A 26,774-nucleotide genomic window follows, 5' to 3' on the forward strand; every position below is an offset into this window, starting at 1 on the left:
GCGGCGGTGGGTGCGGAGATGAATGGAGGGATGTCCGTTGTGCGCGCATGCACGGGCATCCGTCCTACGTTCGTTGCACCTGCAGGACGTGGAGATCTGGAGCGCCGCCGGTGGGCGGCGAGTGGGCGGAGCACGAGGTGTCGTGCGGCCGCGGGAGGCTCGGTATGCAAGGCAGGGTCGCGGGCAGCGGCTGGGCGGGCGCGACCGGTACGGCCCGTACGGCGTGGATGGCCAAGCCGCAGCACACGTCGCCGACAGGGCAGTCGGCCTGGTGCGTGACTGCCACGGTCTGCTTCTGGGCCGGCTGCTCGGTGGTGGACATGGTGGCCATGGGCGCCGCGGCGGTCCCGGCGACGCCGGTGTGCGCCATGGGGCCCAGGCACAGCACAACTGCCGCGAACAGCACGGTCAGGGCAGCACAGAAGACCGTGAGCGGCGTGTTCTGCCGCGCGCCACGGGGTCTGTGCTGCGTCCAGCGGCTCATGGTGATGATGCTAAGCGGTGCTTGTGAACATTCTTTCGGTCGGGCCTAGGAGGTCAGTGCTCATGACCCTGCTCCTCGTCCGGCTCGGGGTAGACGAAGGTGCGGGTGACCAGGTGGTTGGGGGCGGTCAGGGTCTCGTGCACAATCCGCCCCTCCTCGTCGACGGTGAGGTCGAGCTGGGTGTGTTCAGCCGGGTAGGCGAGGGCGAGGCGGCGGTGGCCGTTCTCGTCGGGCAGCCGCGTGGTGACCGGCGCAGTGCCACTGCCATACGGCTCGGCAGCCAGGAACTCCTTGCCCGTGATGGGCAGTTCCTTGAGGTCGCCGAGGCCGCGCGCGGTGTTGCTGGTGACCAGCTCGTGCAGGCTGAAGAGGGGCGCCGTCTTCATCGCGGCCACGGTCTCGCGCAGCAGCGCCGTGTCGGGCCGGGACGGCCAGGTAATGGCGAGGCCTGCGCGGCCGCCCGCCCATTCCTCGCCCGCCGAGGCGGTCAGGGTGAGGTGGCTGGTGCCCTTGCGCCAGGTCAGCGGGGTGTAGAAGCAGCCGGTGCCGCAGCCGCGGAGCTTCAGGGCTCGGCGCGTGCCACGCGGGTCGGCGAGGGTGGCGGACAGGCCGTACGTCTGCTTCGAGGTGTCGCCGACCTGGGGTGCCGTCAGCTCGATGATGAGCTGGCCGGTACTGGCACGGGCGCTGACGCCGATCTCCCCGGCGCGGGTGCCGGCGGGCACGACCCGGCCGGTGGTCGGAGGTGCGAAGGCCAGCGGACGGTTGGTGTCCGCGGGCGCGCGCATGATGGTGAGCGTGGCGGACAGGGCGAGGACCACGGCCAGCACGGAGGCTTCGAGACGCGCCGGGCGGTACGGGAGCCTGCCGGTCGTACGGTGCAGGCGACGGCGTGCTGTGTAGGCGAGAGCGGCGACCAGCGCGACCACGCCGATCTTGACGACGAGGACCTGGCCGTACGCGGTGGTGAAGACGTCGTCCAGTGGGACCAGCAGCAGGGCGGCGATGACGCCGGTGGTGACGACGGCCGCGAACAGCCATGCGGCGAGCCGGGCGTACGCGAGCAGCAGCTTGCGGGAGGCGCCACGCTCGCCCCGCCAGGCCACCATCGTGCGCAACACCTGCACCAGCGCGCCCACCCACAGCGCGGCGGCCGCGAGATGGACGAAGGTCAGCACCGGTCCGGCGACAGCCTGTTCCGCCTGCGGGTGCGCGCGCAACGCCTCCGCGACCACCACGGCGGTCAGCGGGACGACAGCCCAGGCCCGCCAGCGACGTACTCCAACGGCCAGGGCCGCCAGGGAGAAGCCGGCCACGTCGATCAGCGAAAGCACGCCGGGGCGGGTGTCGATCACGGACCGCAGTGAGCCGTCGCCGATCACCAGCGCAGCCAGGCCGAGCGCCGCCGCGCACCCGACGATAGCGGCGGGCAGCGCCCAGGAGCGCGGCCGTCGCGACGGGGCGTCGGGGACACGGGCGGCGAGTCGGCTGAGCGCGGCCTCGCCGAGGAGCAGGGCCAGGGCGGTGAACAGCAGCCAGCGCAGAATCGTGGTGGGGACGGGATCCTTGGCGGTGGTGCTCTGGCCGGAGGTGAGGGCGACGGAGCGCGGGCCGATGGCGAAGCGGTAGCTGCCGGTCATGATGTCGCCGTCTTGGGCGGTGACCTGCCAGTTCACGGTGTGCACGCCCTCGGCGAGCTTGCCCTGCACAGGAAGGGTGACCGTCCGTCCGCCCTGGCTTCGTGTCGGCTTGCCGAGCCCGGCTGCGGGCGCGAGGCGTACGGCGGAGCTGCCGACGCCGACCGGCTGGTCGAAGACGAGGACCAGCGAGGCCGGGGAATCCGGGACCGTGGCGTCCGCGGCCGGGCTGGTGAACAGCAGCGTGGCGTGCGCGGAGGCGGGGGCACCGGTGCCCAGCAGGAGGGCCATGACGAGCGATGCCACGGTGAGGAGCGCGGCGGCGGGGCGCCGGAGGGTGGATGCGAGGGCGGTCACAGGTCGAGGATCTCCGGTCGGTCTGGTTGTACGGCAGGCGGGGTGGCCTGCAGGTGCTGACGTTCATCGCGGACACGCCCCGGCTCCACCGCGGGCGCGGGACGGAAACGGCGGTATGCGCGGTCGTTGTGAGCTGGAGCCGTATGTCGGTCAGGCCGGGCGGTCCTGTGGGGGGTTGATTCCGGTGTGCTGGGCGTCCTGCTCGGCGCGCAGGGCTTCCACTTCCTTGCGCAGCCGGATCAGCTCCTGGTGGCTTGCGGAGGTTCCGTTCTCGGGCTGTGCCTCGTGCTTGGGGCGCATCATGAGCCACATCATCAGGCCCATGCCGACCGGGCAGGCGAGGGCGGGGAGCAGGTAGAGCAGCTTGTCCATGACGGGGACTCCTTCGGTGGGTCAGCTTTTGGGGATGCGATCGAGTTCGCGGCGTATGGCGCGCTTGGAGATCCGCCCGTACGCGATGAGCCGGTCGCCGTGGACGAGGCCCGGGGCGAACAACAGGCGGTGACGGGCGGCCAGTTCACGGCCTTCATCGGTGTCGAGGGACACCTCGGTGACCTCGACGTCCTCATCGGTCTCGGCCAGGAGCTTCTTCGCCCGCTCGCACCAGGTGCAGTCGGCCTGGGTGAGCAGGGTCAGCGTGATCACGACTTCACTCCGGCCTTGAGGTCGGCGAGAAGCTTGTCGACGGCGACGTACATCGTGTAGTCGGGGGCGCCGCCGTAGTCTGCGCGCCAGCGGACGGTGCCGTCCGGGCCGACCAGCAGGAAGCTGTGCCCGTCACGCGAGCTGCCCATCATTCCGTATTGGTTGGCCCCGTACTCCTTGGAGACCTTCAGGACCGGGTCGGACAGCACCGGGGTGGTCAGGCTCATGTCCTCGGTCTTGCGGGTGATCAGGTCAGCCGGGTCAGTGGTGATCGACACGATGTCGTCGACGCCGGCGGCCTTGACCTTGGTCGCGGACTTCTCCAGAGCGGTGAGCTGGTCCCAGCAGGGCTGGCAGGTCAGGCCCTCCTGGAAGTAGAGCAGGACGGTCTTGCCGCGGTAGTCGCTGAGGCTGACCTGCTTGCCGGTCGAGCCGGCGAGGGTGAAGGCGGGGGCCGTCTTACCGATGCCGGGGCTGCCGACGTCGTACGACGTCCCGCTGCTGGAGGTGTTCTTGGCGGGCGAGGTGGAGAAGACCGCGTACAGCACGACCAGCGCCACCACGGCGACCGCCGAGCTGATGATCAACGTCAGGCGGCGCCGGTTGGCCTGCTGCTCGGCGGCGATCACGGCGTCGGGACGCCACAGCGGTGGCCTCTTCTTGCTGATGGTGCTCATGCGGGGCGGTCCTCTCCGGCGGAGACGGTGGTGACGGGTGGTTGCGGCTCGGATGTGTCGCAGCAGTCGGTGGGGGAAGCCCCCGCCGTGGCGTCGGGGGAACGCCGGGCGGGGGCGGTCAGGTGGGCGCGCGCCTGCCGGATCAGGAAGGCGGCGAGCGCCAGCAGGATGAGGGCAAGCGCCCAGCCGGGCAGCCAGCCAAGGGCCTTGGTGATCAGGGACGCGGCGTGCTGCAGGTCGGCGGCGACGCGGACACGCCAGCCGTCCGAGGCCATGTCGGGGCCGCGTACGGCCTGGACGAGGGTGAGCGCGCCCATGGCGATGAGCAGGATTCCGGAGGCGGCACTGCCCAGCGGCATCCGTCGCCGCAACCGGCCGAGGCGCAGGGTGACTTGGCGGCCCTGGAGGAGACGGCCGGCGCTCCAGTCGCGGCGGTCCCAGATCAGGGCTATCAGGCACAGCGGAGCGACCATCCCGGCTACGTACGTCAGTGAGACGGCGAGGGCGGCAGGGAAGGAGGCGGCGGCGCCGGAGAGAACGGCGACCCCGGCTAGCACCGGGGCGCAGCAGGAGCTTGCCGCGCCGGAGAACACGCCGAGCCCGTAGACCGAGCCGAAGCCGTGTCCGGACGGGGCGCGGCCCCCGACCATCGGCAGCTGCGGCTTCCAGCCGACCAGCAGCGCGATCCCGCCCACCGCCATCGCCGCACCACCGATCGAGAAGACCAGCAGGTGATGGCCGGAGATCAGCGAGACGAGGGCAGTGGCGCCGAGCCCGATCGGCACGATCACCGTGGCCACCCCGGCAGCGAAGACCAGCGTGGCGGCCAGAATCCCGGTGCGGCGGCGGAAGCCGGTCGCGAGGTACGCGGGCAGCATCACGGAGACGCAGCAGGGTGCGAGCAGCGCCACCATTCCGCCGAGGAACGACGCCAGCAGCGTCGTGCCGAACAGAAGATCTCCCATGCGGACGACGCCTTTCCCTTACCTGAAACCTGAACTCCTAAGGAGATTAGGTCAAAGGTGGTGGCGGCGTCCAGTGGCGCGCAGGGAGATGGTCAGCGCGTGGTGGTGACCTGGGCGGAGGGCGTGCCGTCAGGGCAGTAGTTCAACTGCGTCGCGGCCGCTGCGGGACCGCCGACGACCAGCAGCGGCAGGGCGAGCGCGACAGCAGCGGTCAGAGAACCGGCGGCGATCCGCATGCGGCTGAGCGGCCGGCGCGGCTCGATGAGGCGGTGTACGCGCTGCGCGGCGGTGGAGCCTCCCGCCGCCAGTGCCACCGCCGGGGTGCGTCCGCCTGCGACCGCGAGCAGAGCGGCGGCTGTGGTCAGCCGTCCGGAGCGGGCGGCGGCTACGTCGTCGGCACGCATCTCCACCAAGCGCGCGATCTCCGCCTCGGCGGTACGGAACAGGGGGATGCGGGGGAAGGCGTGGGCGAGTGTCTGCGCCCAGGTCAGGACCGCGTCGTGCCGCTCGGCCTGGTGGGCATGCTCGTGGGCGAGGACCGCTTCAAGCTGGTCGTCGTCGAGGGTACGCAGGGCACCGGTGGTGATCACCGTGCGGCGGTGGCGGCCGGGCAGGCAGTAGGCGGCGGGTTCCTCGTGGTCGAGGACGACCACGCCACGGGTCGTGTCCGGCCGCCCGACCATGTCGAGGATCTCGCGGTGCTCGCTGCGCTCGCGGCGGATCCGCGTCAGAGCGGTACCCGCACACCAGGCCGTACGCCCCAGCACCGCCAGGGCGAGCACCGCTCCGGCCGCGCCCGCTGCTGCGCCACCCGGCGAGGCGTACTGCGCGGTCAGCGCCATCACGCACGCCTGCAGCAACTGTGCGAGGTCGGCGCTGACACGAACCGTGGGCACGGTCAGGGCAAGGCCGGCCAGAACGGCGGCGGTGAGCGCCGAGGCGCCCAGCACCTGCCAGACCACGATGCCGAGTCGGGGTGCGCGCTGGGTCCAGTGCGCTCCGCGCAGCAGCCGCGGCGCAAGGGTGCACAGCAGCAGTGCGTACGTGAACAGGATGGCGGCGACGATCACTCGGACGCCTCCTTGGCCACGGCCTGTCCGAGCAGCCGGTGCAGTTCCTCGGCCTCGCCGGGCTGCATCTGCTGTACGAAGCGGGCGAGCGTCGCGGTGCGGTTCCCGGCCACGGACAGGGCCTCGTCCATCAGTCCGGCGACGTACTCCTCGCGGCTCTTGGTGGCGCCGTACTTGTAGGCGCGGCCGTCCTTCTCCTTCGACAGCCAGCCCTTGCGGTAGAGGATCTCGGTGACGGTGTGCACGGTGTTGTACGCGGGCTCCGGGTCACGGTCGAGACGCTCGAGGACCTCGCGGACGCGCAGCGACTTGCCCGCGTCCCACACCGCGTCCATGATCGCGGCCTCCAGCTCACCGAACTGCGTCATGCGCCCTCCTCCCGGACCGGAATGCCCTTCAGACATCCTAAGCGGCCTAGGTGGACAGCCGGGCGGTTCCGATGATCGACGGGGAGGCGGGGTTGGCCCGGCCGTTGATCAGGAAGTCGAAGCGGCGGATCTCCGTCACCGTGAAGCCCGCCTCCTGGATGGCCCGTTCAGTGTCGCAGGTGAGGCGACAGCCGCCGCCGAGCAAGCCCCACAGTGGGTTCAGCAGTCGCTGCATCCGGAAGAAACGGGGGCGCTCGGACCGTACGTGCTCGTAGAAGCGCAGCTCTCCGCCCGGCTTGAGGACCCGCTTGGCCTCGGTGAGCGCGCCCGGCACATCGGCGATGGTGCACAGCACGAGCGAGTACACCGCCACGTCGAAGCTGTCGTCGTCCAGGGGCAACTCTTCGGCGCGGCCCGCCCAGACCTCCACCGGCACCGCGGCCTCCGTGGCCGCCTGCTCGGCGAGTGCGCGCAGCCTGGGCTCCGGCTCCACGGCGACGACCTGCTCAACTTCGGGCGGGTAGTGGGTGAAGTTCGCGCCGGTTCCGGCGCCGATCTCGACCACCCGGCCGTGCGCGCCCGCGAGCATCTCTCGGCGGTGCTCGATCGAGCCGTGCGCCTCGGCGAAGGCGTTGATGCGCGGGTAGATCCGGGCGAACAGCGGGTGCGACACGGCTTTGGCCATGACGTCCTCCTCAGAGGCGGAGAAGGGGGACCTCTCCACTTCACCTAATCAGGTTAGGAGTATTGTCGCGGGGGCGTCCAGGCCGGCGCACCGTTCCCTCGTGCCCGTTCTGGAGGCTGTCCTTGAGTGCCGCCATACCCCACCTCGTCGCCGACGGGCCGCTGCTGCTGGCCGCGCCACTCGCGCTGCTGGCCGGCGCGGTGTCGTTCTTCTCGCCCTGCTGCCTGCCGCTGGTGCCCGGCTACCTCTCGTACGCCACCGGCATGTCGGCCGCCGACGTGCAGGCGGGTCGGGAGAGCCGGGGCCGGATGGTCGCCGGGACGGCGCTCTTCATCCTCGGCTTCTCCGTCCTCTTCGCGAGCTACGGCGCGGCACTCGGCTATGTCGGCAACACCCTGCTCGCCCACCAGGACCTCATCACCCGCGTCCTCGGCGTGTTGACCATCCTGCTCGGCCTGCTCTTCCTCGGCGCCTTCGAGCGGATCCCGTTCGCCGGACGCACCTTCCGCGTCGGCTACCACCCACGCGCGGGCCTGGCCGGAGCCCCGCTGCTCGGGGTGATGTTCGGGCTGGGCTGGACCCCCTGCATCGGCCCCACACTCGCCGCCGTAATGAGCCTGTCCTTCACCACCGGCAGCGCCGGACGGGGCGCCCTGCTCGCCTTCGTCTACAGCGTCGGCCTGGGCCTGCCCTTCCTCATCGCCGCCCTCGGCTTCCGCCGCGCCCTGCACGCATTCGGGTTCGCCCGCCGCAACGCCCGGACGGTCATGCGGTCCGGCGGCGCGATGCTGGTGATCGTCGGCATTCTGCAGGTCAGCGGCCTGTGGACGTACTTCACCGGACTGCTGCGCTACTGGGTGGCCGGCTTCCAACCGGCGCTGTGAACACCACGAAAGCGGGGCTGGAGCGCCAGTGCGGGCTAGCATCCCGTGCCATGGCCAGGACACCTGTGCAGTTGCCCGCGGCCCGGCGGTGGGCCGGGCTGCGAACCAGGCCAGTCCCCACGCCGCCAGTTCCCGGATCCGCATCGGGGAGAAGTAGCCGTTGAACGGGCTGATCCCGAAGCACGCGCGCTCAGCCCTCTCCATCAGGTTCGCGCAGCGACTGCTCAACGGAGTCACCGACATCCGGACCGCGGAGCCATGGCACTGATCTGAACTCATGGCCGGACGCTATGCCCTTCCCCCAACAGCAACAGCAAGCAATTACCCGGCCGACTCACTCGAAGGGAGTGCTCAATGACCGCCGTCCGGCGCAGGGTCGGTCGGGGCGTAGTAGTGCAGGAACATCTCCACATCGTGCGAGATGAGTCGGTCGGACAGGTCGGAATCGAGTTCGGTGCCGTACGCGCTAAACACCAGGTGCGGATAGAGCATCAGTGAGTAGAGCTGGATGATCGCCACTTCCAGGTCGGGGATGGCGAGTCGGCCCTTGTCCACGAGTTTCTGCAGCGCGCCTGCCACGGCCGGGTGGTGGCGCCCCGGGGCTTGGTTCTGCCAGGCGGCGCCAAGGTCGGGGAAGCGGTGCAGTTCGCGGGTAACGAGGTTGCGCATGGCCAGGACGTCGGAGTTGTCCCGGACCCCCTTGACCCAGGCCTGGGCCGCGTCAGTGAGGGCCTTGTGCAGGTCGTCCGCGTCGGCGAGCTGGTCGATCGCGGCGACCAGGGACCCGCCGAGCGGGGCGTCGAGCGCGTCCGCGATCACGGCGGTGAACAGGGCTTCTTTGCTGCCGAAGTGGTTGTAGATCGTCACTTTGGACACGCCCGCATTGGTGGCGATGAGGTCGATTCCCGCCGAGAAACCCTCCTTGAGGAAAGTCTCGCGAGCGGCCGTGATGATCGCCGCTCGCTTCTGCTCCGCGCGCGCTCCGGACGGTGGCTGCTTGACGGGGGCCGCCTCGTGATCCATGGCCGCATCTTAGTCCAAGTGAACTGAACAGTTGAGTTCAGTTGATATGAACTGTACTGTTCAGTTCATGAATGCAGTTCCTGTCCGCGCACCGGCGGAGTCCCTCTTCCTGCAGTGGCGCCGCCCCTGACTGGCCCTAGCCGTGCTCAGCGTGAGCCCTCTGGTGGTGGGGCTGGACACCACCGTCCTACTGCCCGGACAGGCGGGAGCCGCTGTCGCCCACACGGCCCGTGAGGCATTCGCTACAGGGCTCGGCCCGGCCAAGTTCACCGGAGCCGCGATCGCCGCTGCTGGCGTCGACACCGCTCTCACTCTTGCACCTCGCCGTATCGAATCCGACGACTCGGGAGACCAGTCATGCGCCACGTACCGGAAACCGCCCATCCCGATCCGCACGGGCACGGGACAGCTGCCCCTGCTGAACACCCACACCGATGGCGACTGTTGGCCCTGCTCTGCCTCGCCCAGTTCATGCTGATCGCGGACGTGACCGTCATCAACGTCGCCCTGCCGACTATCGGTGAGGACCTCGGCCTCGACGGCTCGGGACTCACCTGGGTCGTCACCGCGTACACCCTCTTCTTCGGCAGCCTGCTGCTGCTCGGCGGGCGGCTCGCGGACGCCCTCGGCAAGCTGCGCGCCTTCCTCGCCGGGTTGACGGTGTTCACTGCGGCGTCCATAGCCTCCGGGCTCGCAGTCGGTGGCGGAATGCTCATCGCCGCCCGCTCAGCCCAGGGCGTCGGCGCGGCCCTGATGTCACCGGCCGCGATGGCCCTCGTTACGGCCCTCTTCCACGGACCCGATCGCAACAAGGCCCTCGGAGTCTGGGCCGCGATCGGCGGCGCCGGATCTGCCGTGGGTGTGCTGCTCGGGGGCGTGTTCGTCTCCGGGCCCGGCTGGGAGTGGGTGTTCTTCATCAACGTCCCAGTGGGCCTCGTCGCTCTCTTCGCGGTCCCGGCGCTTCTCGGCAACTCCCCCGAACTTGTGCGTCGTTCGGGCGCCGGGGGCTCCGTCGATCTAGCGGGCGCTCTCACCCTCACCGCCGCGCCCGGCCTGCTGGTCTACGGGCTGGTGCAGACCCGCGACCACGGTTTCGACACGCCGGGTTTCTGGCTGCCGGTGATCGGCGCCTTGCTGTCGGCGGTCGTCTTTGTCGCGGTCGAGCGCCGGGTGCGCGAACCCCTCGTAAGGCTCGCGCTCTTCACGCGCCGCTCGCTCGTCGGCGGCAGCACCGTCATGCTGGCCGCCTCCGGGCTGCTCATCTCGAGCTTCTTCCTCAGCTCGTTCTACGTCCAACACATCCTCGGATTCAGCGCGTTGAAGACGGGGCTCGTCTTCCTTCCGGTCGCCGTGGCCATCACCCTCGGAGCGCATGCCGCCTCCCACCTCGTGGATCGGTTGGGCTGGCGCCCCGCCGGTGCGATCGCCTTCGCCCTGACCGCCGTAGGTGCCGCGCTGCTCACGCGTCTGGACGCGAGCAGCGACGTCTGGACCGACCTCGTCCCTGGCTTCACACTGCTGTCACTCGCCCTCGGTACCGCCTTCGTCTGCGCCACTACCGCGGCCATGAACGGATTGCCGCACCAGGACATGGGGCTCGCCTCCGGGCTGGTGAGCACATCGCACGAACTCGGAGCGGCGCTCGGCGTCGCCGTGATCTCGACCATCGCCGGGGCAAGCCTTGAAGGTGGCGGCCCGGGGGCAGCGGCCGGAACGAGCGGCTTCGACCACGCCTTCACCGCGTGCGCGATCATCGCTGCCGTGGTCGCCGCCGTTGGTGCGCTGTTGCTGCCGGCGGGGCGCCCGGATCCGGCGCAGGGGCCGGTCATGCCACACTGACGGCGCCGTCGATCTTGGGTTCGGGCATGAGGGTACGCAGTTCCCGGAGGCTGGCGCTGCAACCGCCACGTGTGGCTGAGCAGCGTCAGCGCAGGGACTGCACGGCGTAGAAGACGCCGAGGGCCGCGGCCAGTGCGCCGAGCAGCAGGCGCAGCGCGGTCTCCGGCAAGCGGGGCTGCAGGTGCGCGCCGAGATAGCCGCCGATCAGCCCACCAAGACCGCAGGCAAAGCCGAGGTACCAGTCGGGAGCGATGTCACCGGAGCCGGTGAGGGACAGCAGCGCGAAGGACGCAGCGCCGGCCACGGAGGTGGCGAAGGTGGAGGCCAGGGCGGCCCGGGCAACCTGGGTGACGGGCATGCCCTGGCCGACCAGGACGGGTCCGAGGATGGAGCCGCCGCCGATCCCGTAGACCCCGCCGACGATCCCAACGAGCAGAGCCAGGCCTGTAATAGTGCGGGGCGAAGGTTCCGCCGCCGGTGTGGCCCGGGCAGGTCGGATGGTGCGGATGACAAGCCATAGACCGAGCGGCGTGAGCAGAACGGCGACGAGGAGGCGGAAGACATTAGCCCCCGGGACAGCGAACACCCGCACCACGGCGCCGATGACCACACCGGGCAGGGTGCCGACCACCAGGCGGCGGGTCAGCGGGCTGTTCAACAGGCCCTCGCGGCGGTAGCGCAGCAGGGCGCCCCGGTGGCCGCGGACTGTCATCGCCCTGAGAACCGGCGGGGCGCCCGGCCGGTGACCGGGCGCCCCAGATCGGATGTTGCCGCTCCGGCTACCTGAAGCGACGCAGTCGCAGGCTGTTGGTGACGACGAAGACTGAGGAGAAGGCCATCGCGGCGCCCGCGATCATCGGGTTCAGCATGCCGAAGGCGGCCAGCGGCAGGGCCGCGACGTTGTAGCCGAAGGCCCAGAAAAGGTTGCCCTTGATGGTGGCGAGGGTCCTGCGGGAGAGCCGGATCGCGTCGGCGGCCACGCGCAGGTCGCCGCGCACGAGGGTCAGGTCGGCCGCCTCGATGGCCGCGTCCGTACCGGTGCCCATCGCCAGGCCCAGGTCGGCGGTGGCGAGGGCGGCCGCGTCGTTGACGCCGTCGCCGACCATCGCGACGGTACGACCATCCCCCTGCAGCCGCTTGACGACATCCACCTTGTCCTGGGGCAGGACCTCGGCGATCACCTCGTCGATGCCGACGGTCTTGGCCACGGACTCGGCGACGAGCTGGTTGTCGCCGGTCAGCAGGACCGGCTTCAGACCCAGCCTACGCAGCTCGGCCACCGCTTCGGCACTGGTCTCCTTGACCGCGTCGGCGACGGTGAGGACGCCGCGCGCCTCGCCGTTCCAGGCGACGGCGACAGCCGTACGCCCCTCGGCCTCCGCTGCGGCCTTGGCCTCGGCCAGCTCCTGAGGAAGGTCGATGACCCACTCCGCCAGGAGCTTCTCGCGTCCGACGAGGACCGCGTGACCGTCGACGACGCCCTGGACGCCGAGGCCGGCGACGTTCTCGAAGTTCTCCGGCACCGGCAGGCTTCCGGCCCGCTGGATCGCACCGGCCGCGATGGCCTGGGCGATGGGGTGCTCCGAGGCGTGCTCCAACGCGCCCGCCAGCCGCAGCAGTTCGTTCTCGTCCACACCAGGTGCGGTGAAGACGTCCTGGAGCTGCATCCGGCCGGTGGTGACCGTGCCGGTCTTGTCCAGGACGACGGTGTCGACGCGGCGCGTGGACTCCAGCACCTCGGGGCCCTTGATGAGGATGCCCAGCTGCGCCCCGCGCCCGGTCCCGACCATCAGGGCGGTCGGCGTGGCGAGCCCCAGCGCGCACGGGCAGGCGATGATCAGGACCGCGACGGCCGCGGTGAACGCGGCGACCGAGTCGCCGGTGACACCGAGCCACACCCCGAACGTACCAGCTGCGATCAGCAGCACCACCGGAACAAAGATCCCGGAGATCCGGTCGGCAAGCCGCTGCACTTCGGCCTTGCCGTTCTGCGCGTCCTCCACCAGCTTCGCCATGCGCGCGAGCTGAGTGTCGGAGCCGACCCGGGCGGCCTCGACGACGAGCCGCCCACCGGCGTTGACGGTGGCGCCGGTGACGGAGTCGCCCACGGTCACGTCCACCGGCACCGACTCACCAGTCAGCATCGAGGCGTCCACCGCGGAGGCACCCTCGACGACAGTGCCGTCGGTCGCGACCTTCTCCCCGGGCCGTACGACGAAACGGTCACCGACGGCCAACTGCGCGACTGGGATACGTACTTCCTTGCCGCCTCGCAGCACGAAGACGTCCTTCGCTCCGAGCTCCAGCAGCGCCCGCAGCGCCGCGCCCGCCTTGCGCTTGGACTTCGCCTCCAGGTAGCGCCCGGCGAGGATGAACGTCGTCACGCCGGCCGCGGCCTCCAGATATATGGAGGAGGAGCCGGCGCCGCGGGAAATGGTGAACTCGAAGCCGTGCCGCATGCCCGGCATCCCGGCGTCGCCCCAGAACAGGGCCCACACCGACCAGCCGAGCGCGGCGAGCGTGCCGATGGACACCAGGGTGTCCATGGTCGCGGCGCCGTGCCGGGCGTTCGTCCAGGCGGCCTTGTGGAAGGGGAAGGCGCCCCAGACCACGACCGGTGCGGCCAGCGTCAGCGACAGCCACTGCCAGTTGTCGAACTGCAGGGACGGCACCATCGCCATCAGGACGACGGGCACCGTGAGCACGAGTGATATGTACAGACGCTGCCGCAGCGACAGCAGCTCACCATCAGCCGCCGGGGCGGTCTGTGCTTCTCCCTCGGTCGCGGCCGCGGTGACGGGCGGGGGCGGCTCTTCGGCGATGTAGCCGGTCTTCTCGACGGTGGCGATGAGGTCGGCCACCTCGGTACCGTCCGGGTACGCGACCTTCGCCTTCTCGGTGGCGAAGTTGACGGTCGCGGTGACGCCGTCCAGGCGGTTGAGCTTCTTCTCGATGCGGGCGGCGCACGAGGCGCAGGTCATCCCGCCGATGGAGAGCTCGACCTCATGGGCGGGCGCGGGTCGCGCCTCGGGGACTGCCTTCTCGGGAGCCGTGCTGGTCATGGGCGTATCTCCTGGGTAGGCCAGGACGTACGGCGTCCGTATCAGCGGAGCGGCACGCCCCGGCGCGGGGAGGGTTCTCGCGTTGCCGGGGACTGACCCCGGCGGAGCTGTCAGGCCTGGCCGACGAGCTCGTAGCCGGCCTCGTCGACGGCGGCCCGGACGGCCTCCTCGTCGAGCGGGGCGGCGGATATGACGGTCACCTCGCCGGTCGTGGCGACGGCCTTGACTGCGGTGACGCCGTCGAGCGCGGAGATCTCCTGGGAGACCGCGCCCTCGCAGTGGCCGCAGGTCATGCCGGAGACCTTGTAGACGGTGGTGACGCCGACGCCCTGGACGTCGGCCGTGGCGCCGGAGCCGCAGGAACCTGTGCCGCAGCAGGAGCCGGAGTTCGTCTCAGTGGTCATGGCTTCTTCCTCAGGGTGTGAATGCGCGGGTCGCCCTTGAAGAGGGGCATCGTTGCCGGCCCCTCCCGAACGCGACAACACTATACCCCCCAGGGGTATTCCATCACCCTGTGGCACCGTTCACACGGCAACGGTCGAGCCAAGGCGCCGCTCGCGATATCGAAGGCCCTTCCCCCGCTCCCACGGCGACCGCAATTCCGCCTCGCCATGAAGGCGGCGCCAAACCGGACCCTGGTCACCGCGCCGGTCAGCGGCACCCGGCGGTCACGCGGCCATCATCAACAGCATCGCGGACATGGTCCCGCCCATGCCGATGTGCGCCGCCAGCGCGGCATCCGGCGCGGCTCCGAGTTTGCGCCGCCGACCATGGCCCGGCCGCTGCGCCGTCCTGGCCCTGTCCCACACCGCGAGCGTCAGTGACGTCAGGAAGACGAGCACCGTGTCCAGCATGGCAAGCAGCCAGCGGCCCCAGCTGAACCGCGAGCCGACACCCCGCCGACCCTGACCCGTGCCACGGACCCTCGCCCACACGGACGCGCCGATCGACAGCAAGAAGTACGCGGCGAGCCCCGCGATCACGAATCGCCACCCGGTGACGGGCCCCGCGGAGGCACTGGTGTCGGCGGCGGCCTTCCCCATGCCCGGCATGTCCATCCCGGACATGGAGCCCATCCCGTGCATCGACTCCATGTCAGCCGCGTGACCCGCGCCCGGCATGCTCGCCATGTGCTTCATGCCCGGCATACGCGCCATGGAGGAGCCGCTGAGCGCGAGCACCGGTCCGGACGACGTACTCGTCATGGCCAGCGTCATGATCACCATGCTGGCGCTGCCGACGATGAGGTGCACCCAGTGACGGCCCTGTTCCCACCCGCACTCCCGCGTGCGCTTGACCGCCATCACCACACCGCCGAGTCCGAGCAGGCCGAATACCAGCGCCCACCACATGCCATAGCCCGCGTACCAGCCGACCGTCGCCGGCAGGGCCATGGCGGCCATACACACACCCATCAGCAGGTCACCGCCCGCCGCGAACCGGATCTCGCCGCCGGTGGTCACCACCCGAACCGCACTCACGGCGGCCACCAAAGCGGCGACCACCGCCACGGCCCAACTGAGCGCCATAGTTCCCATGTTCACCATCCCGATGGACCGGTAATTACTAGTGCCCTTAGTACGTCCCGGGATCGGAAGGTGTTCAGGAAGCCTTTGGCGAACCGGCGCGTCAGTGGAGGGCGCTGGCCTTCTTCCAGCTCTCCCAGTCGACGTTCCAGTCGCCGTAGCCGTTGTTGACCGCCACGGTGTCGACGGAGTTGACCACGGTGACCGGGTCACCGAGGTGGACCTGCTGGTAGAACCACTTGGCGTCCGCCGTGCTCATGCCGATGCACCCGTGACTGCCGTTGATCACGCCGAACTTGCCCTCGTTCCAGGGCGCTGCGTGCGCGTACGTGCCGGACGGGGTGAGCTGGACGTCCCACTTCACCGAGCCAAGGTCGTACGCCTCGGGGCCGAAGATGCCGACGGTGTCGGAATTCATGCGGATGGTCGGCACCTTGCTCAGGACGACCATCGTGCCGTTCCAGGTCTCGAAGCCCTTCTTTCCGGTGGAGACCTTCAGGGTCCGCAGGGTCTTGCCATTCTTCGCGACCGTCATGGTCTTCTTCTTGACGTCGACGGTGCTGGTCACGGCGTCGCCGATGGTGAAGTTCACGACTCGCTGCTGGGTGCCGTACACGCCACCGCCCGCGTTGACGCCCGCGAGGTCCATGCGCAGGGTGACGTTGGTGCCGGGCTTCCAGTACTTCTCGGGGCGGTAGTCGATGCGGTCCTTGCCGTTGCGGTCCTTCATCCAGCTCCAGGCGCCCTCGACCGCGGGGGAAGCTGCGACCTTGAGCTTGCGCTCGATCGCCGCCTTGTCGGGGATCGGCTTGTTGAACGTGATCGAGACCGGCATCGCGACGCCGACCTTCGCGCCCTTGTCGGGGTAGTACTCGCCGACGAAGGTGTTCGTCGCCGCCTCCGTAGTGAACGAGGCGGTCTTGTTGAGGGCCGATCCGCCGGATGCCTCGCCTGTGGCAGTCACCGTGTAGATGGCACCCGGGGCGAGGGGTGTCGTGGAGGTCCACAGGGACTTGCCCTTCGACCAGGTGCCGGCAAGTGCGCCCGGACCAGGTGAGCTGACCTCGACGGACGAGAGTGATCCACCCTGGGCGCGCACCGTCACCTTCCGACTGACCGGAACCTTGGCTTTCGCGTCGCCGGGCTCCACCACTATCGCGGCCGGTGCGCCGTTGTCGCCATCGCCCCCCGCCTTGCCCGAGTCGCCGTCCGCCTTACCACCGGTGCTGCACGCGGCGAGGACGACGACGGCAGCCGAGGCGAACGCGAGCGGCTGCGCGATCCGGCGGCCGAGCCGCGATGTCAGGCGCTGTCGCATGAGGCTCCCCCTCCCATTCCCTATTAACCTAAGTACCTTAGTAGACGATTAGCGAGACTTCCGGGTTCCCCTCACGCTCGCCACCCCGCTCGGATCCCGAGTGCCCAGGAAGGGCAACGGCCTGCCCGGCGGAAGGGGCTGCATCGAACGTCCAGGTACCCCCTAGGTGCAAGATGCCGATCTGGTCATCACGGCACAGGTGGAGCGCCGTCGTCGGCATTGCGCGCCGCGATCCAGCGCCGCAGCGACATTCACAGCGATTCCTCCAGCAAGCGCCACAGTTGGTCACGGTGACCGGGATCGAGGGCAGCTTCAATTGCGAAGTGCACGACGGCGGCGCCCCCGTGCATGCACAGGACCTCCCGTACGGTGAGGGCCGCCTCGTCCGGCACGGCAGAGGTGTACGCGTAGCCGCGGCCCTGCGGGGCACGATCGAGCACGCCCTCCTCCGCGAGCCGACTCATCACCGTCATCACGGTCGTGCACGCCAGCGGCTGGGCACGGTCCGCGTTCAGCACGCCCAAGACCTGACGGACCGTCACCGAACGTTCCGCGCCCATCACACCCGCATGCCCTCTCCCTCGAGCGGCCCCAGAAGCACCGCCAGCGCCCCTTGAGCCCATTCCTACTACGCGAACGCAGTACGCCGAGCGTCCGTCGCCTACGCGACGCCAGGATCGAGACAACATGGATTGACATAGACAGTGTGTCTCGATAAAGCTTGTGGTCGTCACCAGCACCCGGACAAGGAACCGGAACACCGGACGCAACGGGAAGGACACCGGCATGGCCGGCTCACTCCGCCACCCCCACCCGCACCACCATCCCGATTCCGCAGGACCGTCAGCGCCCGACGACCTGTACGCCAGCCCACCGCCCTGGGACATCGGTCGGCCACAACCGGCCTTCCTCGCCCTCGCCGAAGCGGGCGCCATCCAGGGCCGGGTACTGGACGCCGGCTGCGGAACCGGCGAGCACGTGCTCATGTGCGCAGGTCTCGGCCTGGACGCCACGGGCGTCGACCTTGCCTCCCGGGCCTTGCGAAACGCCGAGGGGAAGGCGCGCGAGCAGGGCCGCACGGCGAGGTTCCTCCACTGGGACGCCCTGAAGCTGGCCGATCTCCGGGAAACCTTCGACACCGTGCTCGACTGCGGGCTCTTCCACATCTTCGGCGGCGCCGACCGCGCCACTTACGTCGACAACCTCCGAGCCGTGATCCGGCCGGGCGGCCGCTACCTCATGCTGTGCTTCAGCGACCGACAGCCCGGCGAGTGGGGACGGGTGCACAAGCTCGCACGGGACGAGATTGAGGCCTCGTTCACCGAGGGATGGCGCGTCGACTCCGTCGCACCCAGCACGATCGACATCACCACCGACCCGGGCGGCATCCGGGCTTGGCTCGTCGCCCTCACCAGGGTCTGAACATCTCAACTCCCCCCGATCGAACGGGAGGAGCTCGGAAAGGAACACCATGCCGATCGCGGAAGCCCGTGTCGAGACCGATCGTGCGAGCCGCTACCTCGCCCAGCTCGCCCGGCACGCCCAGCAAATGGGCCGCCACGCGAACCACCGCTCGCGCTCCCACGCCGGCGGGAACAGTCACACACCCCCAGAGGTGCAGCACGCCGAATGGACGGACACCCACGGGATCGTCCGCCTGAGCCTGGGCCAGTGGACCATGCAGGCCGCCACCGACACCCTGACGCTGCGAGCCGAGGCCGACAACGAGGAAGACCTGCAACGGATGCAGAAGCTCCTTGCGCTACGCCTCGAAAAGATCGGCAGGCGTGACCACCTCACCGTGACCTGGCAACGGCTTGAGGCGACCGGTCTTCAACCGGGCGAGCCCGCCCCGGCGGAAATCCCCCAGCCGAAGAACGAGCCACAGGACACCACGGGCGGCAAACGGCGCTGGCCCGTGGGGGCGGTTGGCGGAGTGGTTGCGCTGCTCATCCTCGCGCACCTGGTGCTCGGCGGGTCCGTACTGGCAGTTTCGCGGTGGCTTGGCTGGGGCGCTGGTGCCGTTGTCCTCGTGATCGTCGTTGCGAAGGTCATCGGGATCGGAGCTCTGGCCGCCCGCCACGGGCACCTGCACTCCCGAAAGCGCAAAGACACGGCATGAGGAGCGCCCTGTTGCTCGACATCCGGAAGCCGGCCAACGGAGCTGACCCCTCAACCATCCCTCGCCGACCTCCAGCAGCTCACGGCTCACCCGAGACAGGGAGTTCCAGGCGGAGTTCGTAACCACCGTCTGCTGTGGTGCCGGAAGGGACCGTACCACCGAGGAGTTCGGCCCGCTGACGCAGGCCGACGAGGCCCTGGTGGGCGCCAGGAAGGGGGAGGGCGGGTCGAGTGGGAGCGGTGTTGGTGACGAGGGCGTGGACGGTGCCGTCCTTGTAGTGGACGCGGATGGTGTACGACGTCGGGGCGTGACTCTCGCACCGTGCGGACCGCCTGACCACCGCTGACGGCCGCCACGACCTCGATCTCGTGCGCGCAGTCGAGGATGTGCTGGAAACCCGTACGGATCAGGGCCTCATCGTCGACCACCAGTTCCCGGATCACCTGCTCTCCCCTCGTCATGGGGCCTTTGTCGAATTCCTACCGCCCCGAAGGCTGCCCTCTGGCTCGGTCGTGCCGGTTCCCGCCACGGGGCGCTGTGGCTCCATCCGGTCGGCGGGGCTCTTCAGCCATGTGAGGGATGGGCTGCCGCCTGTGACTGCGCAACCCTGAAGAACGTGACACATAGCGCACCAGCGTCCTTGTCTTCTGTATCCCCCTTGTCCCCGGCGTCTGCCACAGAGGTCGGTGCCAATTCCCCCGTCTCCCGTACGCCGTCGACAGGACGGCTGATCGGCATCGACCTGGCCCGCGGGCTCGCAGTCTTTGGCATGTACGCCGCCCATGTCGGCCCGGAACCGTCGGTGGGCGGGCCGCTGGGCTTCGTCATGGAGCTGGCGCGCGGTCGCTCGTCCGCACTCTTCGCCCTGCTCGCCGGTTTCTCACTCGTGCTCATCACCGGCCGCCCGCACCCGCGGACCGGCCGTGCGGGCCGACAGGCGGTGGGCAGGATCCTCATCCGCTCCGTCGTCCTGATCGCGCTGGGCTTCGCCCTGACCGCCGTGGGCACCGACGTCGATGTGATCATCGCTTACTACGGGTTGACCTTCCTCGTCGTCCTGCCGCTGTACCGGTTGAGTGCCGGGGCGCTCGCGGTCATCGCCGCCACGGGCGCAATGGTGCTGCCCCAAGTCCGTTACCTGATCAATCGGTCGATCGACGGGGGAAGCTGGGCGGACACCGTCATCGGCTGGGACCCGCTGGCCCGGATCAGCGACACGGACGGCTTCCTCGACTTGCTGTTCACCGGCGAGTACCCGGTGCTGACTTGGATGTCGTTCGTGATCGCCGGCATGGCGATCGCCCGGCTCGACCTCACCGTCGGCAAGACCCGTGCCCGGCTGGCCCTGGCCGGAAGCGCGCTGGCCGTGCTCGGCTACGGCGGCTCATGGCTGGCCCTGCGCCTTGTTCCGCACGCGCTCACCTCCGTCGCTGCCGCCACGGACGGCGGTTCGGCGTCATCAGCTTGGTGGTCCGACACCGTCGGCGATCTCACCGGTGACACCCCGGCCTGGCTGCTGGTAGCCGCGCCGCACAGCCAGACGACCTTCTCCATCCTCGGCAATACAGGCGCCGCGCTTGTCGTCGTGGCCGCGTGCGTCGCCGCCACCGAACGGATGCCGCGCTTCACGCGTCTGGCCACGCCGATCTCCGCGGTCGGCATGGTCTCGCTGACCGCCTACGTCCTGCACATCCTCGCCATCCGCGCGGTCGGCATGGAGGAGGAGACCTTCCCGGCGCTGGTCGCGCTGCTCGCCTTCATCGTGACCGCCATGCTGCTGGCGACTGCCTGGACGCGACGGTTCCGGCGCGGCCCACTGGAGTACCTGCTCCACTCCGCCACCCAAGTCAGCCGTCACATCAAGTGACCTCTGACCAGCGGTGGCCTTGGCGCCGTTGTGCGCGCCCTGCTCTGGCCGACGCCGCTCACTCCTCCGCGGGCGCCAAGGCCCACTTCTCCTCGATACGGCCGTACCGCCAGATCACCAGCGCGGCCGCCCAGGTGACGACGAAAAGGAGGACGACGGCGTAACCGACACTGTTGAGGTCGATGCCGCCGACCCACTCCCAGAAGGCGCCGTGCAGGGAGAGCTTCTCCGCAGCGATCGACAGGAGCTCGACCGTGCCGATGATGAGCGCGGCTGCGACGGACAGGCCCGTGATGGTGATGTTGTAGAAGACCTTGCGGACCGGGTTGGAGAAGGCCCAGGAGTACGCGAAGTTCATGAATGAGCCGTCGATCGTGTCGAGCAGGCTCATTCCGGCCGCGAACAGCACTGGCAGGCACAGGATCGCGTACCAGGGGATGCCCGCCCCCGCGGCGCCGGCGGCGAGAAAGAGCAGGGAGACTTCGGTAGCGGTGTCGAATCCGAGGCCGAACAGGAAGCCCAGCGGGTACATGTGCCAGGGCTTGCCGACGGCCCGGGTCGCCCGGCTCAGGATCCGCGTCATTACTCCGCCGCCGGCGTTGAGTTGTGCCTCCAGGTCCGCCTCGGTGTGGCCGCCGGTGCGCATCCGCCGGAAGACCTTGAGGATGCCGACCAGGGCCACGAGGTTGAAGGCGGCGATGACGTACAGGAAGACGCCGGAGACCGAGGTGCCGATGAAGCCGAGCGTGGCGTGCAGGCTCGAACCGTCGTCCTGCACCGGTCCGGCGAGCGAGCGCACGCCGAGCGCGAAGAGCAGGGCCAGGAGGAAGACGACGCTCGAGTGACCGAGGGAGAAGAAGAACCCGACGGACAGCGGGCGCTGTCCGTCGGAGATCAGTTTGCGGGTGGTGTTGTCGATTGCGGCGATGTGGTCCGCGTCGAAGGCGTGCCGCATGCCGAGCACGTACGCAGTCACGCCGAGCCCGATACCAAAGGCTCCCTGGCCGCCGCCGAGCTCGAAGTGCTGGGGGACGACGATGAGCAGCAATGTGCCCCAGCCGATGACGTGCAGAGCGAGGATCGCGGCGGCCAGTCCGCCGGCCCGAGCCCATTCGCGCGGGGTGAGTGCTCCGCGTATCCGCCGGAGGAGGCCCGGCTGGGACTGGGCCGTAACGGTCATGGTGTGTCCTTGATCCCTGGTGGTGCTTGACGTCGTCGTCCATCCTGCATGGCGTTCGATACTCAGATGCAAAAGGATTGCAATAACTTCGCATGAGCTGCTGCCGGAGCAGCGCGAAGTGCCGAGAGGAGTGCGGCGGACTGGGTAAATGAGCAGGTCGGAGCCTTCTTGAGGTCAGTGCTCCAGATGCCGAGTGTGGTGGCCGTGGTGCGGGGGCCGATGCGCCGCTGCACGACTCCGGCTTTCCGGTACCCAATGCGCGCCACGAAGGCCGGACAGAGTGAGCGCGGCAAGGCGGCGCACAGCGGCTTTTGACGGCAGGCTTCCGGCGGCCGACAGGGCGTGGAGGCAATAGGTCGCCAGCTCGTCGGGCGTGACGTCGTCGCGGAATTCGCCGGCCTGCACCCCCTCGGCCAGCAGGTCCCGGAACATGTCGTGGAGCTGCTGCTGCGCCCGTGCGACCCGCTCGTCCTGATGCAGGAATGCTGCCATTTCGGTGCCGTGGTGCCCGTGGGACTGGTGAGAGATGAGGGCGAAGGCCTCGAGAACTGCCTCCAGCCGTTCGCCGGCGCCGTCCACTTGGTCCCGGACTTCCTTGAGGTATTCCAGGTGCCCTGTGATCTGGCGGTCGTGCCAGGCGATCAGGATCGTCTCGACGTCCGGGAAGTACTTGTAGAGCGTGGCCCGTCCGATGCCGACCTGCTCGGCGATCTGCGACATAGTCACAGATCGCACTCCGCGCTCGGAGGCCAGTTCCGCTGTGGTGTTCAGGATCGCGTCGCGCACCGTACGTCGGTGCTCTTCGATCGTCTCGGTCCACAGCTTCGGCACCGGAACAGTTTACGCGGCGGCGTTGTCGATACGCCCTGCTTGGAGCCGTAACACAGTGTCTTGAAACAGCAAGACGTGGGGCGCCGGGTCCACATGGTGAATTTCGACTTACTGATTCAGGAAGCGAGCGGCGCGAGCTCGGTGAAGGTCTTGCCGCCGTCGCGCGACTCGTACACCCCCTCCGTCGTCGCGGCGAGGATGTGCTTGGCGTCCACAGCGGTCAGCGCCTGAGGCTGTCCACCGGGCACGGCCGTGAGCTGCCTCCATGTCTCGCCGCCGTCCGCGCTGCTACTCAGCTTCCCGGAGCTGTCGATGCCGAACAGCGCCTTCTGCGTGGGCCAGGACACGAACGCCTGGACCGGCCCGGCGCCCTTGCCGAAGGTGCGGCCGCCGTCGCTGCCGGCCACCACGCCCTCGGACGTGGTGGCCAGCAGCTTGTTGCCGGAAGGCCCCGCCGCGAGGTCGAGGGCCTCCAGCGTGGCCCGGTCGTCCCAGTTCTTGAGATCGGCACTGACCCGGATCCGCCCGCCCTCGTAGCCGTAGGCGATGCCCTTCGCCGAGTCCAGGGAGTGGAAGTCGGCTGCTCCGGACAGCGATCGGGACGTCCACGCGCGGCCGGAGTTCGTGGTCTCTATCAGACCGAGGTTCCCGGGGCGGTCGCTTCCTTCGGCGCCGTGTCCGCTGGCGATGAACGTGTTCTTGCCGGTCACTGTGAAGCCCATGAAGTCGTCCTTGCGGTCGCCGACGAGCTTGGGATTCTGCCCCTTGGCAATCGTGTACAGGCCGTCGTGGGTCGCGACGTAGACGCGTCCGTCGGCCGGGTCGACGCCAAGGCCGTGTACGTGTGAGAGCTCCGACGCCGAGGTCGACGCCGCCGCTTTCTCGCCCGTGTCGGAGGTCCCGTCCCCGCAGGCGGCGAGGACCAGGGAGGCGAGCGCCGCCCCCGCGACGGTGTGCAGGGCGCGGGTGGTCGGGCGTGGGGTCACGGAAGTTCCTTGGGTGGTGCGGAGGTTGGTGCTCAGGGCCTGGACGCGGCGTAGAACGGCATGTAGCTGACCTGGGTGATCTCGATGTTCTTACCCGTGCGCGGGGCGTGGATCGCCTTGCCGTCGCCGATGTAGATGCCGTTGTGCTGGCTGTCGTTGTACCAGTAGATGATGTCGCCGGGTTGCAGGTCCGACTGCGCCACCTTGCGGCCGGCGTCGTACATCTGCTTGACGGTGCGCGGCAGCGATACGCCCGCCGAGCGCCAGGCCGCGCCCACGAGGCCCGAGCAGTCGTAGGAGTCGGGGCCGGTCGAGCCCCACTCGTAGGGCTTGCCGAGCTGGGCGTACGCGAAGTCGATGGCGGTCTTGGCGCGACCGCTGGCGGGACCGTTGTAGCTCGCTGGTGCGTCGCTGGAGCCGGAGGCGGCGTCCTCGCGCCCCTGGGCGGCCTCCATCCTGGCGCGCTGCTCGGCGGTCAGGCTGTTCAGGAGCTTGCGCGCCTTGGTGAGCTTGCCCTGGACCTCGTCCTTCTTCTTCGCGGCCTCGTTCCGTGCCTCGTTCAGGGCCTTCAGGCGCTTCGCGGCGTCCGCGCGTTCCTGAGCGAGTTCCCGCTGCTTGCCCTCCAGAGCCCGCAGCGCGGCGGTCTGCCGGTCTCCCGTACGGCCGAGCGCCTCGGCCTTGTCGAGGTAGTCGTCCGGGTCGCTGGAGAGAAAGAGCTGCACACTCGGGTCGATGGCCCCGCTGCGGTACTGCGACGCCGCCAAAGGGCCTATCTTTTCGCGCAGTTCGTTGATCTCGTGCTGCTTCCGGGCCAGCCGGTCCTGTGCCCCGTCCACCTCACGCTGCAACTTCTGCTGCTGCTCGCGGATGCCGTTGTACTCCTCAGTGGGAGCCTCGGCCTCCTCGTAGAGCTTCTCCACCTGCTTGCGCACTTCGTCGGCCGTGGGCTTCGGGGCCGCCTGGCTCTGCGTCGGCAGGAGACTCACCGCGCCGGCTGCTACGCCGAGGGTGGCTATCCGGGCACGGCTGGGCGGCTTCGGCCGACGGTGGGTTCCCATCGCGAGGTGACTCCTCTGCACGTCTGTGGACCGATCGACGGGCTACGGCAGCCGGGTTGGCGCCGCGCATCGGCCAGGGCAAGTTCGCTAGAACTTAGTAGGTTAGTAGTTTGAGTCGCAAGTGAGCCCGAGTCACAATGGCCTGACCTGGTGTCGGTCAGCTGAGGCCGGGCGGGCAAGCGACCAGCAGCGGCAACAGCGGAACCGCCGCGGCTATGGCGGCCACGGACCCCCAGAACGCGGGGTGAGGGGCTTTACGCGGGCCGAGAACCCGCTTCAGACGGATAAGGACCGTGTGCCCGCCCGCCGCGAACGCGCCCTTCGGGGTGCGGGCCGCCGCCATCTCGTACATCGCCGTGGCCAGCGCCTCACTGGAGTGACGGCGCAGAGCGCGGTCATCGGCGACCATCTCCAGGAGGAGCGGCATCCGTTCCCGGGCATGGCGGGCCAGTGGCAGCAGGCGGAACACCGAGTGGAACGCCTCCCCGGCGGCCAGGACCAGGTGGTGACGCCCTGCGATGTGGCCCTGCTCGTGTTCCAGTACGGCGTTGAGCTGCTCTGACGTGAGCTCGCGTACGGCCGCGTCGCTGATCACGACCCGGGCGTGGCGGCCGGGCAGGCAGTAAGCGGCGGGGATGCCGTACGGCAGGACGGTGGCGCGCAACTGGGCGGAGTGGCGGCCCACCAGGTCCACGGCCTCGCGGTGTCGTGTCCGCGTCCGGCGGGCCCGTACTACGTGGAAGACGAAACTCGAGACCAGGACGATACCGATGGCGGCGGGCAGGGCGACGGCGAGCCGATGCGCCGCGCCGGGGTCGGGCTCGCCCGGGCCGACACGCATTCCACAGGAGTGCAGCAGGCCCACCAGCCCCGCATGCAGATGCTCGGCCGGCATGGCCAAGTTGTACGCGGCGAGAGCGACACCGATCGAGAACGAGACCATCAGCGCGTGCCACACCGCCGCAGCCAGGGCCGGGGCCCGGTACGGCCAGCCCGCGCACAGGAGCAGACGCGGAGCGACGAAACCCACCGCCGCCGTATAGCCGACCAGCACGGGGGCCGCGTTCACGACTTCGCCTGTCGTCCCACGTTCCGCAGAGCCTTGCGCAGGGCAGCCACTTCTTCCTCGGACATTTTCTCGACGAAGTGGACCAGCGCGGCCGGGCGGTCCCTGCTCTCTCCCAAGCCGTCCTCCATCAGTGCGGCGGCGTATGCCTCGCGGCTGCGGACCGGCGAATACAGCCAAGCCCGTCCCTGCTTGCCCCGCAGCAGCCAGCCCTTGTTGTAGAGAATGTTGGTGACGGTCATCACCGTGGTGTACGCGATGGGGCGGGTCTTGTTGATGTCGTCGACGACCTCACGAACCGTCGCCGGACGGTTCCACGTCCAGAGGCGATCCATGATCTCCGCCTCGAGATCCCCCAGCCGCCGCATGGCCCCGACATCCTTTCGCCACCGAATACGCAAGCGAGTACGCAGCGCCATAGTAGACGGCTGACCTGTCAGGCCTCCGGGGCGTAAGGCCAGGGTCACAACCGCCCAGTGAGCCCGTAACCCGCTTCGTCGAACGCCTCGCGCACCTGAGCGTCGCCGAAACCTCCTGCTTCACGGCGTCTCACAGTGTCCACATGCCTGCTGCTATACCCTCGGTGGGTATTACGTGTCCGTGTCCACTCCGGTGATACCCGGGATGCAAGGGGCCGATGATCCATGCCTACGATGGGGCCGTGACAGGCCCCGGACAGCTCGCCCGACCGCAATTGGCGTTGCGGTCCTGCGTGCTGCTCGTGTGCACCCTGCTGCTGGGCCTGCTCGGCATGCACGGTCTCGGACCGGTTCCCGGCGCCCACGCTGACTCCGGGCACCACCGGATGGCGGTTACTGCGCACACGGATGTCACGGCCTCGATGCCGGGCGAATGCGATCACGGTGACGGCGGCTGCAAAGATCACGTCGCCCATGCAGACCCGACCTGCGCCTCCGCGTCCGTCGCCGGGACTCCCGTCGTGGTACCCGTGCTGCTGCCCGATGTGGTGACCTGCGGCGAGCAAGTGCAGGCAGGTACCTCTCCATTCGGCAGCGGCCCTGACGGCGGTCGCGCCCCACCCTCACTCTCCGAACTCCAGCTCCTGCGGATCTAGAGCCGCCCGCACCTCGCCGCGCTTCCTCACGGATGCGGCGCTGTACTCC

28 protein-coding genes and 3 pseudogenes are annotated in these 26,774 nt (G+C 69.4%); 6 read left to right on the forward strand and 25 right to left on the reverse strand.

Annotation, left to right across the window (positions count from 1 at the left end):
* Positions 1 to 64: 64 nt before the first annotated feature.
* The 9 genes from IEY95_RS41275 to IEY95_RS41315 form a co-directional block, all read right to left on the reverse strand.
* Positions 65 to 484, reverse strand: a complete 420-nt coding sequence (locus IEY95_RS41275; RefSeq protein ID WP_189191385.1) for a hypothetical protein — start codon at positions 482 to 484, stop codon at positions 65 to 67.
* Positions 485 to 537: 53 nt separating this feature from the next.
* The gene (locus tag IEY95_RS41280; protein ID WP_229703710.1) at positions 538 to 2,478 is read right to left on the reverse strand and encodes a copper resistance CopC/CopD family protein; all 1,941 of its coding nucleotides are present in this window, start codon (positions 2,476 to 2,478) and stop codon (positions 538 to 540) included.
* Between the two features lie 150 nt (positions 2,479 to 2,628).
* Complete coding sequence (locus tag IEY95_RS41285; RefSeq protein ID WP_189191386.1) at positions 2,629 to 2,850, reverse strand: hypothetical protein; 222 nt, start codon at positions 2,848 to 2,850, stop codon at positions 2,629 to 2,631.
* A gap of 21 nt (positions 2,851 to 2,871) precedes the next feature.
* A complete protein-coding gene (locus tag IEY95_RS41290) occupies positions 2,872 to 3,123 on the reverse strand; it encodes a glutaredoxin family protein (RefSeq protein ID WP_189191387.1) in 252 nt (83 codons plus the stop codon).
* Positions 3,120 to 3,800: a peroxiredoxin family protein gene (locus tag IEY95_RS41295; protein WP_189191388.1), complete on the reverse strand. Its 681-nt coding sequence runs from the start codon at positions 3,798 to 3,800 to the stop codon at positions 3,120 to 3,122. Before IEY95_RS41295 ends, IEY95_RS41290 begins: the two co-directional genes overlap by 4 nt.
* Positions 3,797 to 4,765, reverse strand: a complete 969-nt coding sequence (locus IEY95_RS41300) for a cytochrome c biogenesis CcdA family protein (RefSeq protein WP_189191389.1) — start codon at positions 4,763 to 4,765, stop codon at positions 3,797 to 3,799. The genes IEY95_RS41295 and IEY95_RS41300 overlap by 4 nt, the downstream gene beginning before the upstream one ends.
* Positions 4,766 to 4,857: 92 nt before the next feature.
* Positions 4,858 to 5,835: a M56 family metallopeptidase gene (locus tag IEY95_RS41305; RefSeq protein WP_189191390.1), complete on the reverse strand. Its 978-nt coding sequence runs from the start codon at positions 5,833 to 5,835 to the stop codon at positions 4,858 to 4,860.
* Positions 5,832 to 6,203, reverse strand: a complete 372-nt coding sequence (locus IEY95_RS41310) for a BlaI/MecI/CopY family transcriptional regulator (protein WP_189191391.1) — start codon at positions 6,201 to 6,203, stop codon at positions 5,832 to 5,834. The genes IEY95_RS41305 and IEY95_RS41310 overlap by 4 nt, the downstream gene beginning before the upstream one ends.
* 46 nt (positions 6,204 to 6,249) lie before the next feature.
* Positions 6,250 to 6,888 (reverse strand): class I SAM-dependent methyltransferase, encoded by a 639-nt coding sequence (locus IEY95_RS41315; protein ID WP_189191392.1) that lies wholly within the window; start codon positions 6,886 to 6,888, stop codon positions 6,250 to 6,252.
* 116 nt (positions 6,889 to 7,004) lie between these two features.
* On the opposite strand from IEY95_RS41315, the gene IEY95_RS41320 reads away from it, so the two are divergent.
* Positions 7,005 to 7,772: a cytochrome c biogenesis CcdA family protein gene (locus IEY95_RS41320; RefSeq protein ID WP_189191447.1), complete on the forward strand. Its 768-nt coding sequence runs from the start codon at positions 7,005 to 7,007 to the stop codon at positions 7,770 to 7,772.
* 111 nt (positions 7,773 to 7,883) lie between these two features.
* Here the strand turns inward: IEY95_RS41320 and IEY95_RS50895 are convergent.
* Together IEY95_RS50895 and IEY95_RS41330 are read right to left on the reverse strand one after the other, a co-directional pair.
* Positions 7,884 to 8,051, reverse strand: a pseudogene (locus tag IEY95_RS50895) (tRNA-dependent cyclodipeptide synthase); the annotation flags it as partial.
* A 72-nt stretch (positions 8,052 to 8,123) separates the two neighbouring features.
* Positions 8,124 to 8,795, reverse strand: a complete 672-nt coding sequence (locus tag IEY95_RS41330) for a TetR/AcrR family transcriptional regulator (protein WP_189191393.1) — start codon at positions 8,793 to 8,795, stop codon at positions 8,124 to 8,126.
* Between the two features lie 357 nt (positions 8,796 to 9,152).
* Here IEY95_RS41330 and IEY95_RS41335 point away from each other — a divergent pair, with 357 nt between their 5' ends.
* The gene (locus tag IEY95_RS41335; protein ID WP_189191394.1) at positions 9,153 to 10,634 is read left to right on the forward strand and encodes an MFS transporter; all 1,482 of its coding nucleotides are present in this window, start codon (positions 9,153 to 9,155) and stop codon (positions 10,632 to 10,634) included.
* Between the two features lie 85 nt (positions 10,635 to 10,719).
* Here IEY95_RS41335 and IEY95_RS41340 read toward each other — a convergent pair whose 3' ends face one another.
* From IEY95_RS41340 to IEY95_RS41365, 6 genes are all read right to left on the reverse strand, one after another.
* Positions 10,720 to 11,346: a TSUP family transporter gene (locus IEY95_RS41340; protein WP_189191395.1), complete on the reverse strand. Its 627-nt coding sequence runs from the start codon at positions 11,344 to 11,346 to the stop codon at positions 10,720 to 10,722.
* A 67-nt stretch (positions 11,347 to 11,413) separates the two neighbouring features.
* Positions 11,414 to 13,696, reverse strand: a complete 2,283-nt coding sequence (locus IEY95_RS41345; protein WP_189191396.1) for a heavy metal translocating P-type ATPase — start codon at positions 13,694 to 13,696, stop codon at positions 11,414 to 11,416.
* A gap of 110 nt (positions 13,697 to 13,806) precedes the next feature.
* Positions 13,807 to 14,100, reverse strand: a complete 294-nt coding sequence (locus tag IEY95_RS41350) for a heavy-metal-associated domain-containing protein (RefSeq protein ID WP_189191397.1) — start codon at positions 14,098 to 14,100, stop codon at positions 13,807 to 13,809.
* A 264-nt stretch (positions 14,101 to 14,364) separates the two neighbouring features.
* Entirely contained in the window at positions 14,365 to 15,234 is an 870-nt protein-coding gene (locus tag IEY95_RS41355; protein WP_189191398.1) for a DUF5134 domain-containing protein, read from the reverse strand.
* 91 nt (positions 15,235 to 15,325) lie between these two features.
* Positions 15,326 to 16,540, reverse strand: a complete 1,215-nt coding sequence (locus IEY95_RS41360) for a L,D-transpeptidase (RefSeq protein WP_189191399.1) — start codon at positions 16,538 to 16,540, stop codon at positions 15,326 to 15,328.
* Between the two features lie 251 nt (positions 16,541 to 16,791).
* A complete protein-coding gene (locus tag IEY95_RS41365) occupies positions 16,792 to 17,082 on the reverse strand; it encodes a BlaI/MecI/CopY family transcriptional regulator (protein ID WP_229703711.1) in 291 nt (96 codons plus the stop codon).
* Positions 17,083 to 17,326: 244 nt separating this feature from the next.
* Between IEY95_RS41365 and IEY95_RS41370 the strand changes: the two genes are divergently transcribed.
* Positions 17,327 to 17,962 carry a class I SAM-dependent methyltransferase gene (locus IEY95_RS41370; RefSeq protein ID WP_189191401.1) on the forward strand — a complete coding sequence of 212 codons (636 nt, stop codon included), beginning with the start codon at positions 17,327 to 17,329 and terminating at the stop codon, positions 17,960 to 17,962.
* A gap of 49 nt (positions 17,963 to 18,011) precedes the next feature.
* Positions 18,012 to 18,662 carry a DUF2218 domain-containing protein gene (locus IEY95_RS41375; protein WP_189191402.1) on the forward strand — a complete coding sequence of 217 codons (651 nt, stop codon included), beginning with the start codon at positions 18,012 to 18,014 and terminating at the stop codon, positions 18,660 to 18,662.
* A gap of 79 nt (positions 18,663 to 18,741) precedes the next feature.
* On the opposite strand, the pseudogene IEY95_RS41380 reads toward IEY95_RS41375, so the two are convergent.
* Both IEY95_RS41380 and IEY95_RS49720 read right to left on the reverse strand, forming a co-directional pair.
* A pseudogene (locus IEY95_RS41380) lies at positions 18,742 to 18,972 on the reverse strand (ATP-binding protein); the annotation flags it as partial.
* Positions 18,956 to 19,105, reverse strand: a pseudogene (locus IEY95_RS49720) (helix-turn-helix domain-containing protein); the annotation flags it as partial. The pseudogenes IEY95_RS41380 and IEY95_RS49720, both read right to left, overlap by 17 nt.
* A gap of 173 nt (positions 19,106 to 19,278) precedes the next feature.
* Between IEY95_RS49720 and IEY95_RS41385 the strand changes: the two are divergent.
* Positions 19,279 to 20,529 (forward strand): DUF418 domain-containing protein, encoded by a 1,251-nt coding sequence (locus IEY95_RS41385; RefSeq protein WP_373294653.1) that lies wholly within the window; start codon positions 19,279 to 19,281, stop codon positions 20,527 to 20,529.
* Between the two features lie 58 nt (positions 20,530 to 20,587).
* Here IEY95_RS41385 and nicT read toward each other — a convergent pair whose 3' ends face one another.
* The 6 genes from nicT to IEY95_RS41415 form a co-directional block, all read right to left on the reverse strand.
* Entirely contained in the window at positions 20,588 to 21,709 is a 1,122-nt protein-coding gene (gene nicT, locus IEY95_RS41390) for a Nickel transporter NicT (protein ID WP_189191403.1), read from the reverse strand.
* Positions 21,710 to 21,883: 174 nt separating this feature from the next.
* A complete protein-coding gene (locus IEY95_RS41395) occupies positions 21,884 to 22,540 on the reverse strand; it encodes a TetR/AcrR family transcriptional regulator (RefSeq protein WP_189191404.1) in 657 nt (218 codons plus the stop codon).
* Positions 22,541 to 22,656: 116 nt separating this feature from the next.
* The gene (locus tag IEY95_RS41400) at positions 22,657 to 23,526 is read right to left on the reverse strand and encodes a F510_1955 family glycosylhydrolase (protein ID WP_189191405.1); all 870 of its coding nucleotides are present in this window, start codon (positions 23,524 to 23,526) and stop codon (positions 22,657 to 22,659) included.
* Positions 23,527 to 23,558: 32 nt separating this feature from the next.
* The gene (locus IEY95_RS41405; RefSeq protein WP_189191406.1) at positions 23,559 to 24,584 is read right to left on the reverse strand and encodes a C40 family peptidase; all 1,026 of its coding nucleotides are present in this window, start codon (positions 24,582 to 24,584) and stop codon (positions 23,559 to 23,561) included.
* A 157-nt stretch (positions 24,585 to 24,741) separates the two neighbouring features.
* Positions 24,742 to 25,653, reverse strand: a complete 912-nt coding sequence (locus tag IEY95_RS41410; RefSeq protein ID WP_189191407.1) for a M56 family metallopeptidase — start codon at positions 25,651 to 25,653, stop codon at positions 24,742 to 24,744.
* Positions 25,650 to 26,018 (reverse strand): BlaI/MecI/CopY family transcriptional regulator, encoded by a 369-nt coding sequence (locus IEY95_RS41415; RefSeq protein ID WP_189191408.1) that lies wholly within the window; start codon positions 26,016 to 26,018, stop codon positions 25,650 to 25,652. The genes IEY95_RS41410 and IEY95_RS41415 overlap by 4 nt, the downstream gene beginning before the upstream one ends.
* Before the next feature lie 293 nt (positions 26,019 to 26,311).
* On the opposite strand from IEY95_RS41415, the gene IEY95_RS41420 reads away from it, so the two are divergent.
* Positions 26,312 to 26,725 carry a DUF6153 family protein gene (locus IEY95_RS41420; RefSeq protein ID WP_229703713.1) on the forward strand — a complete coding sequence of 138 codons (414 nt, stop codon included), beginning with the start codon at positions 26,312 to 26,314 and terminating at the stop codon, positions 26,723 to 26,725.
* The last annotated feature ends 49 nt before the right edge of the window (positions 26,726 to 26,774 follow it).

Origin of the sequence: Streptomyces albiflavescens (genome assembly GCF_014645835.1) — a bacterium.
GTDB lineage: Bacteria > Actinomycetota > Actinomycetes > Streptomycetales > Streptomycetaceae > Streptomyces > Streptomyces albiflavescens.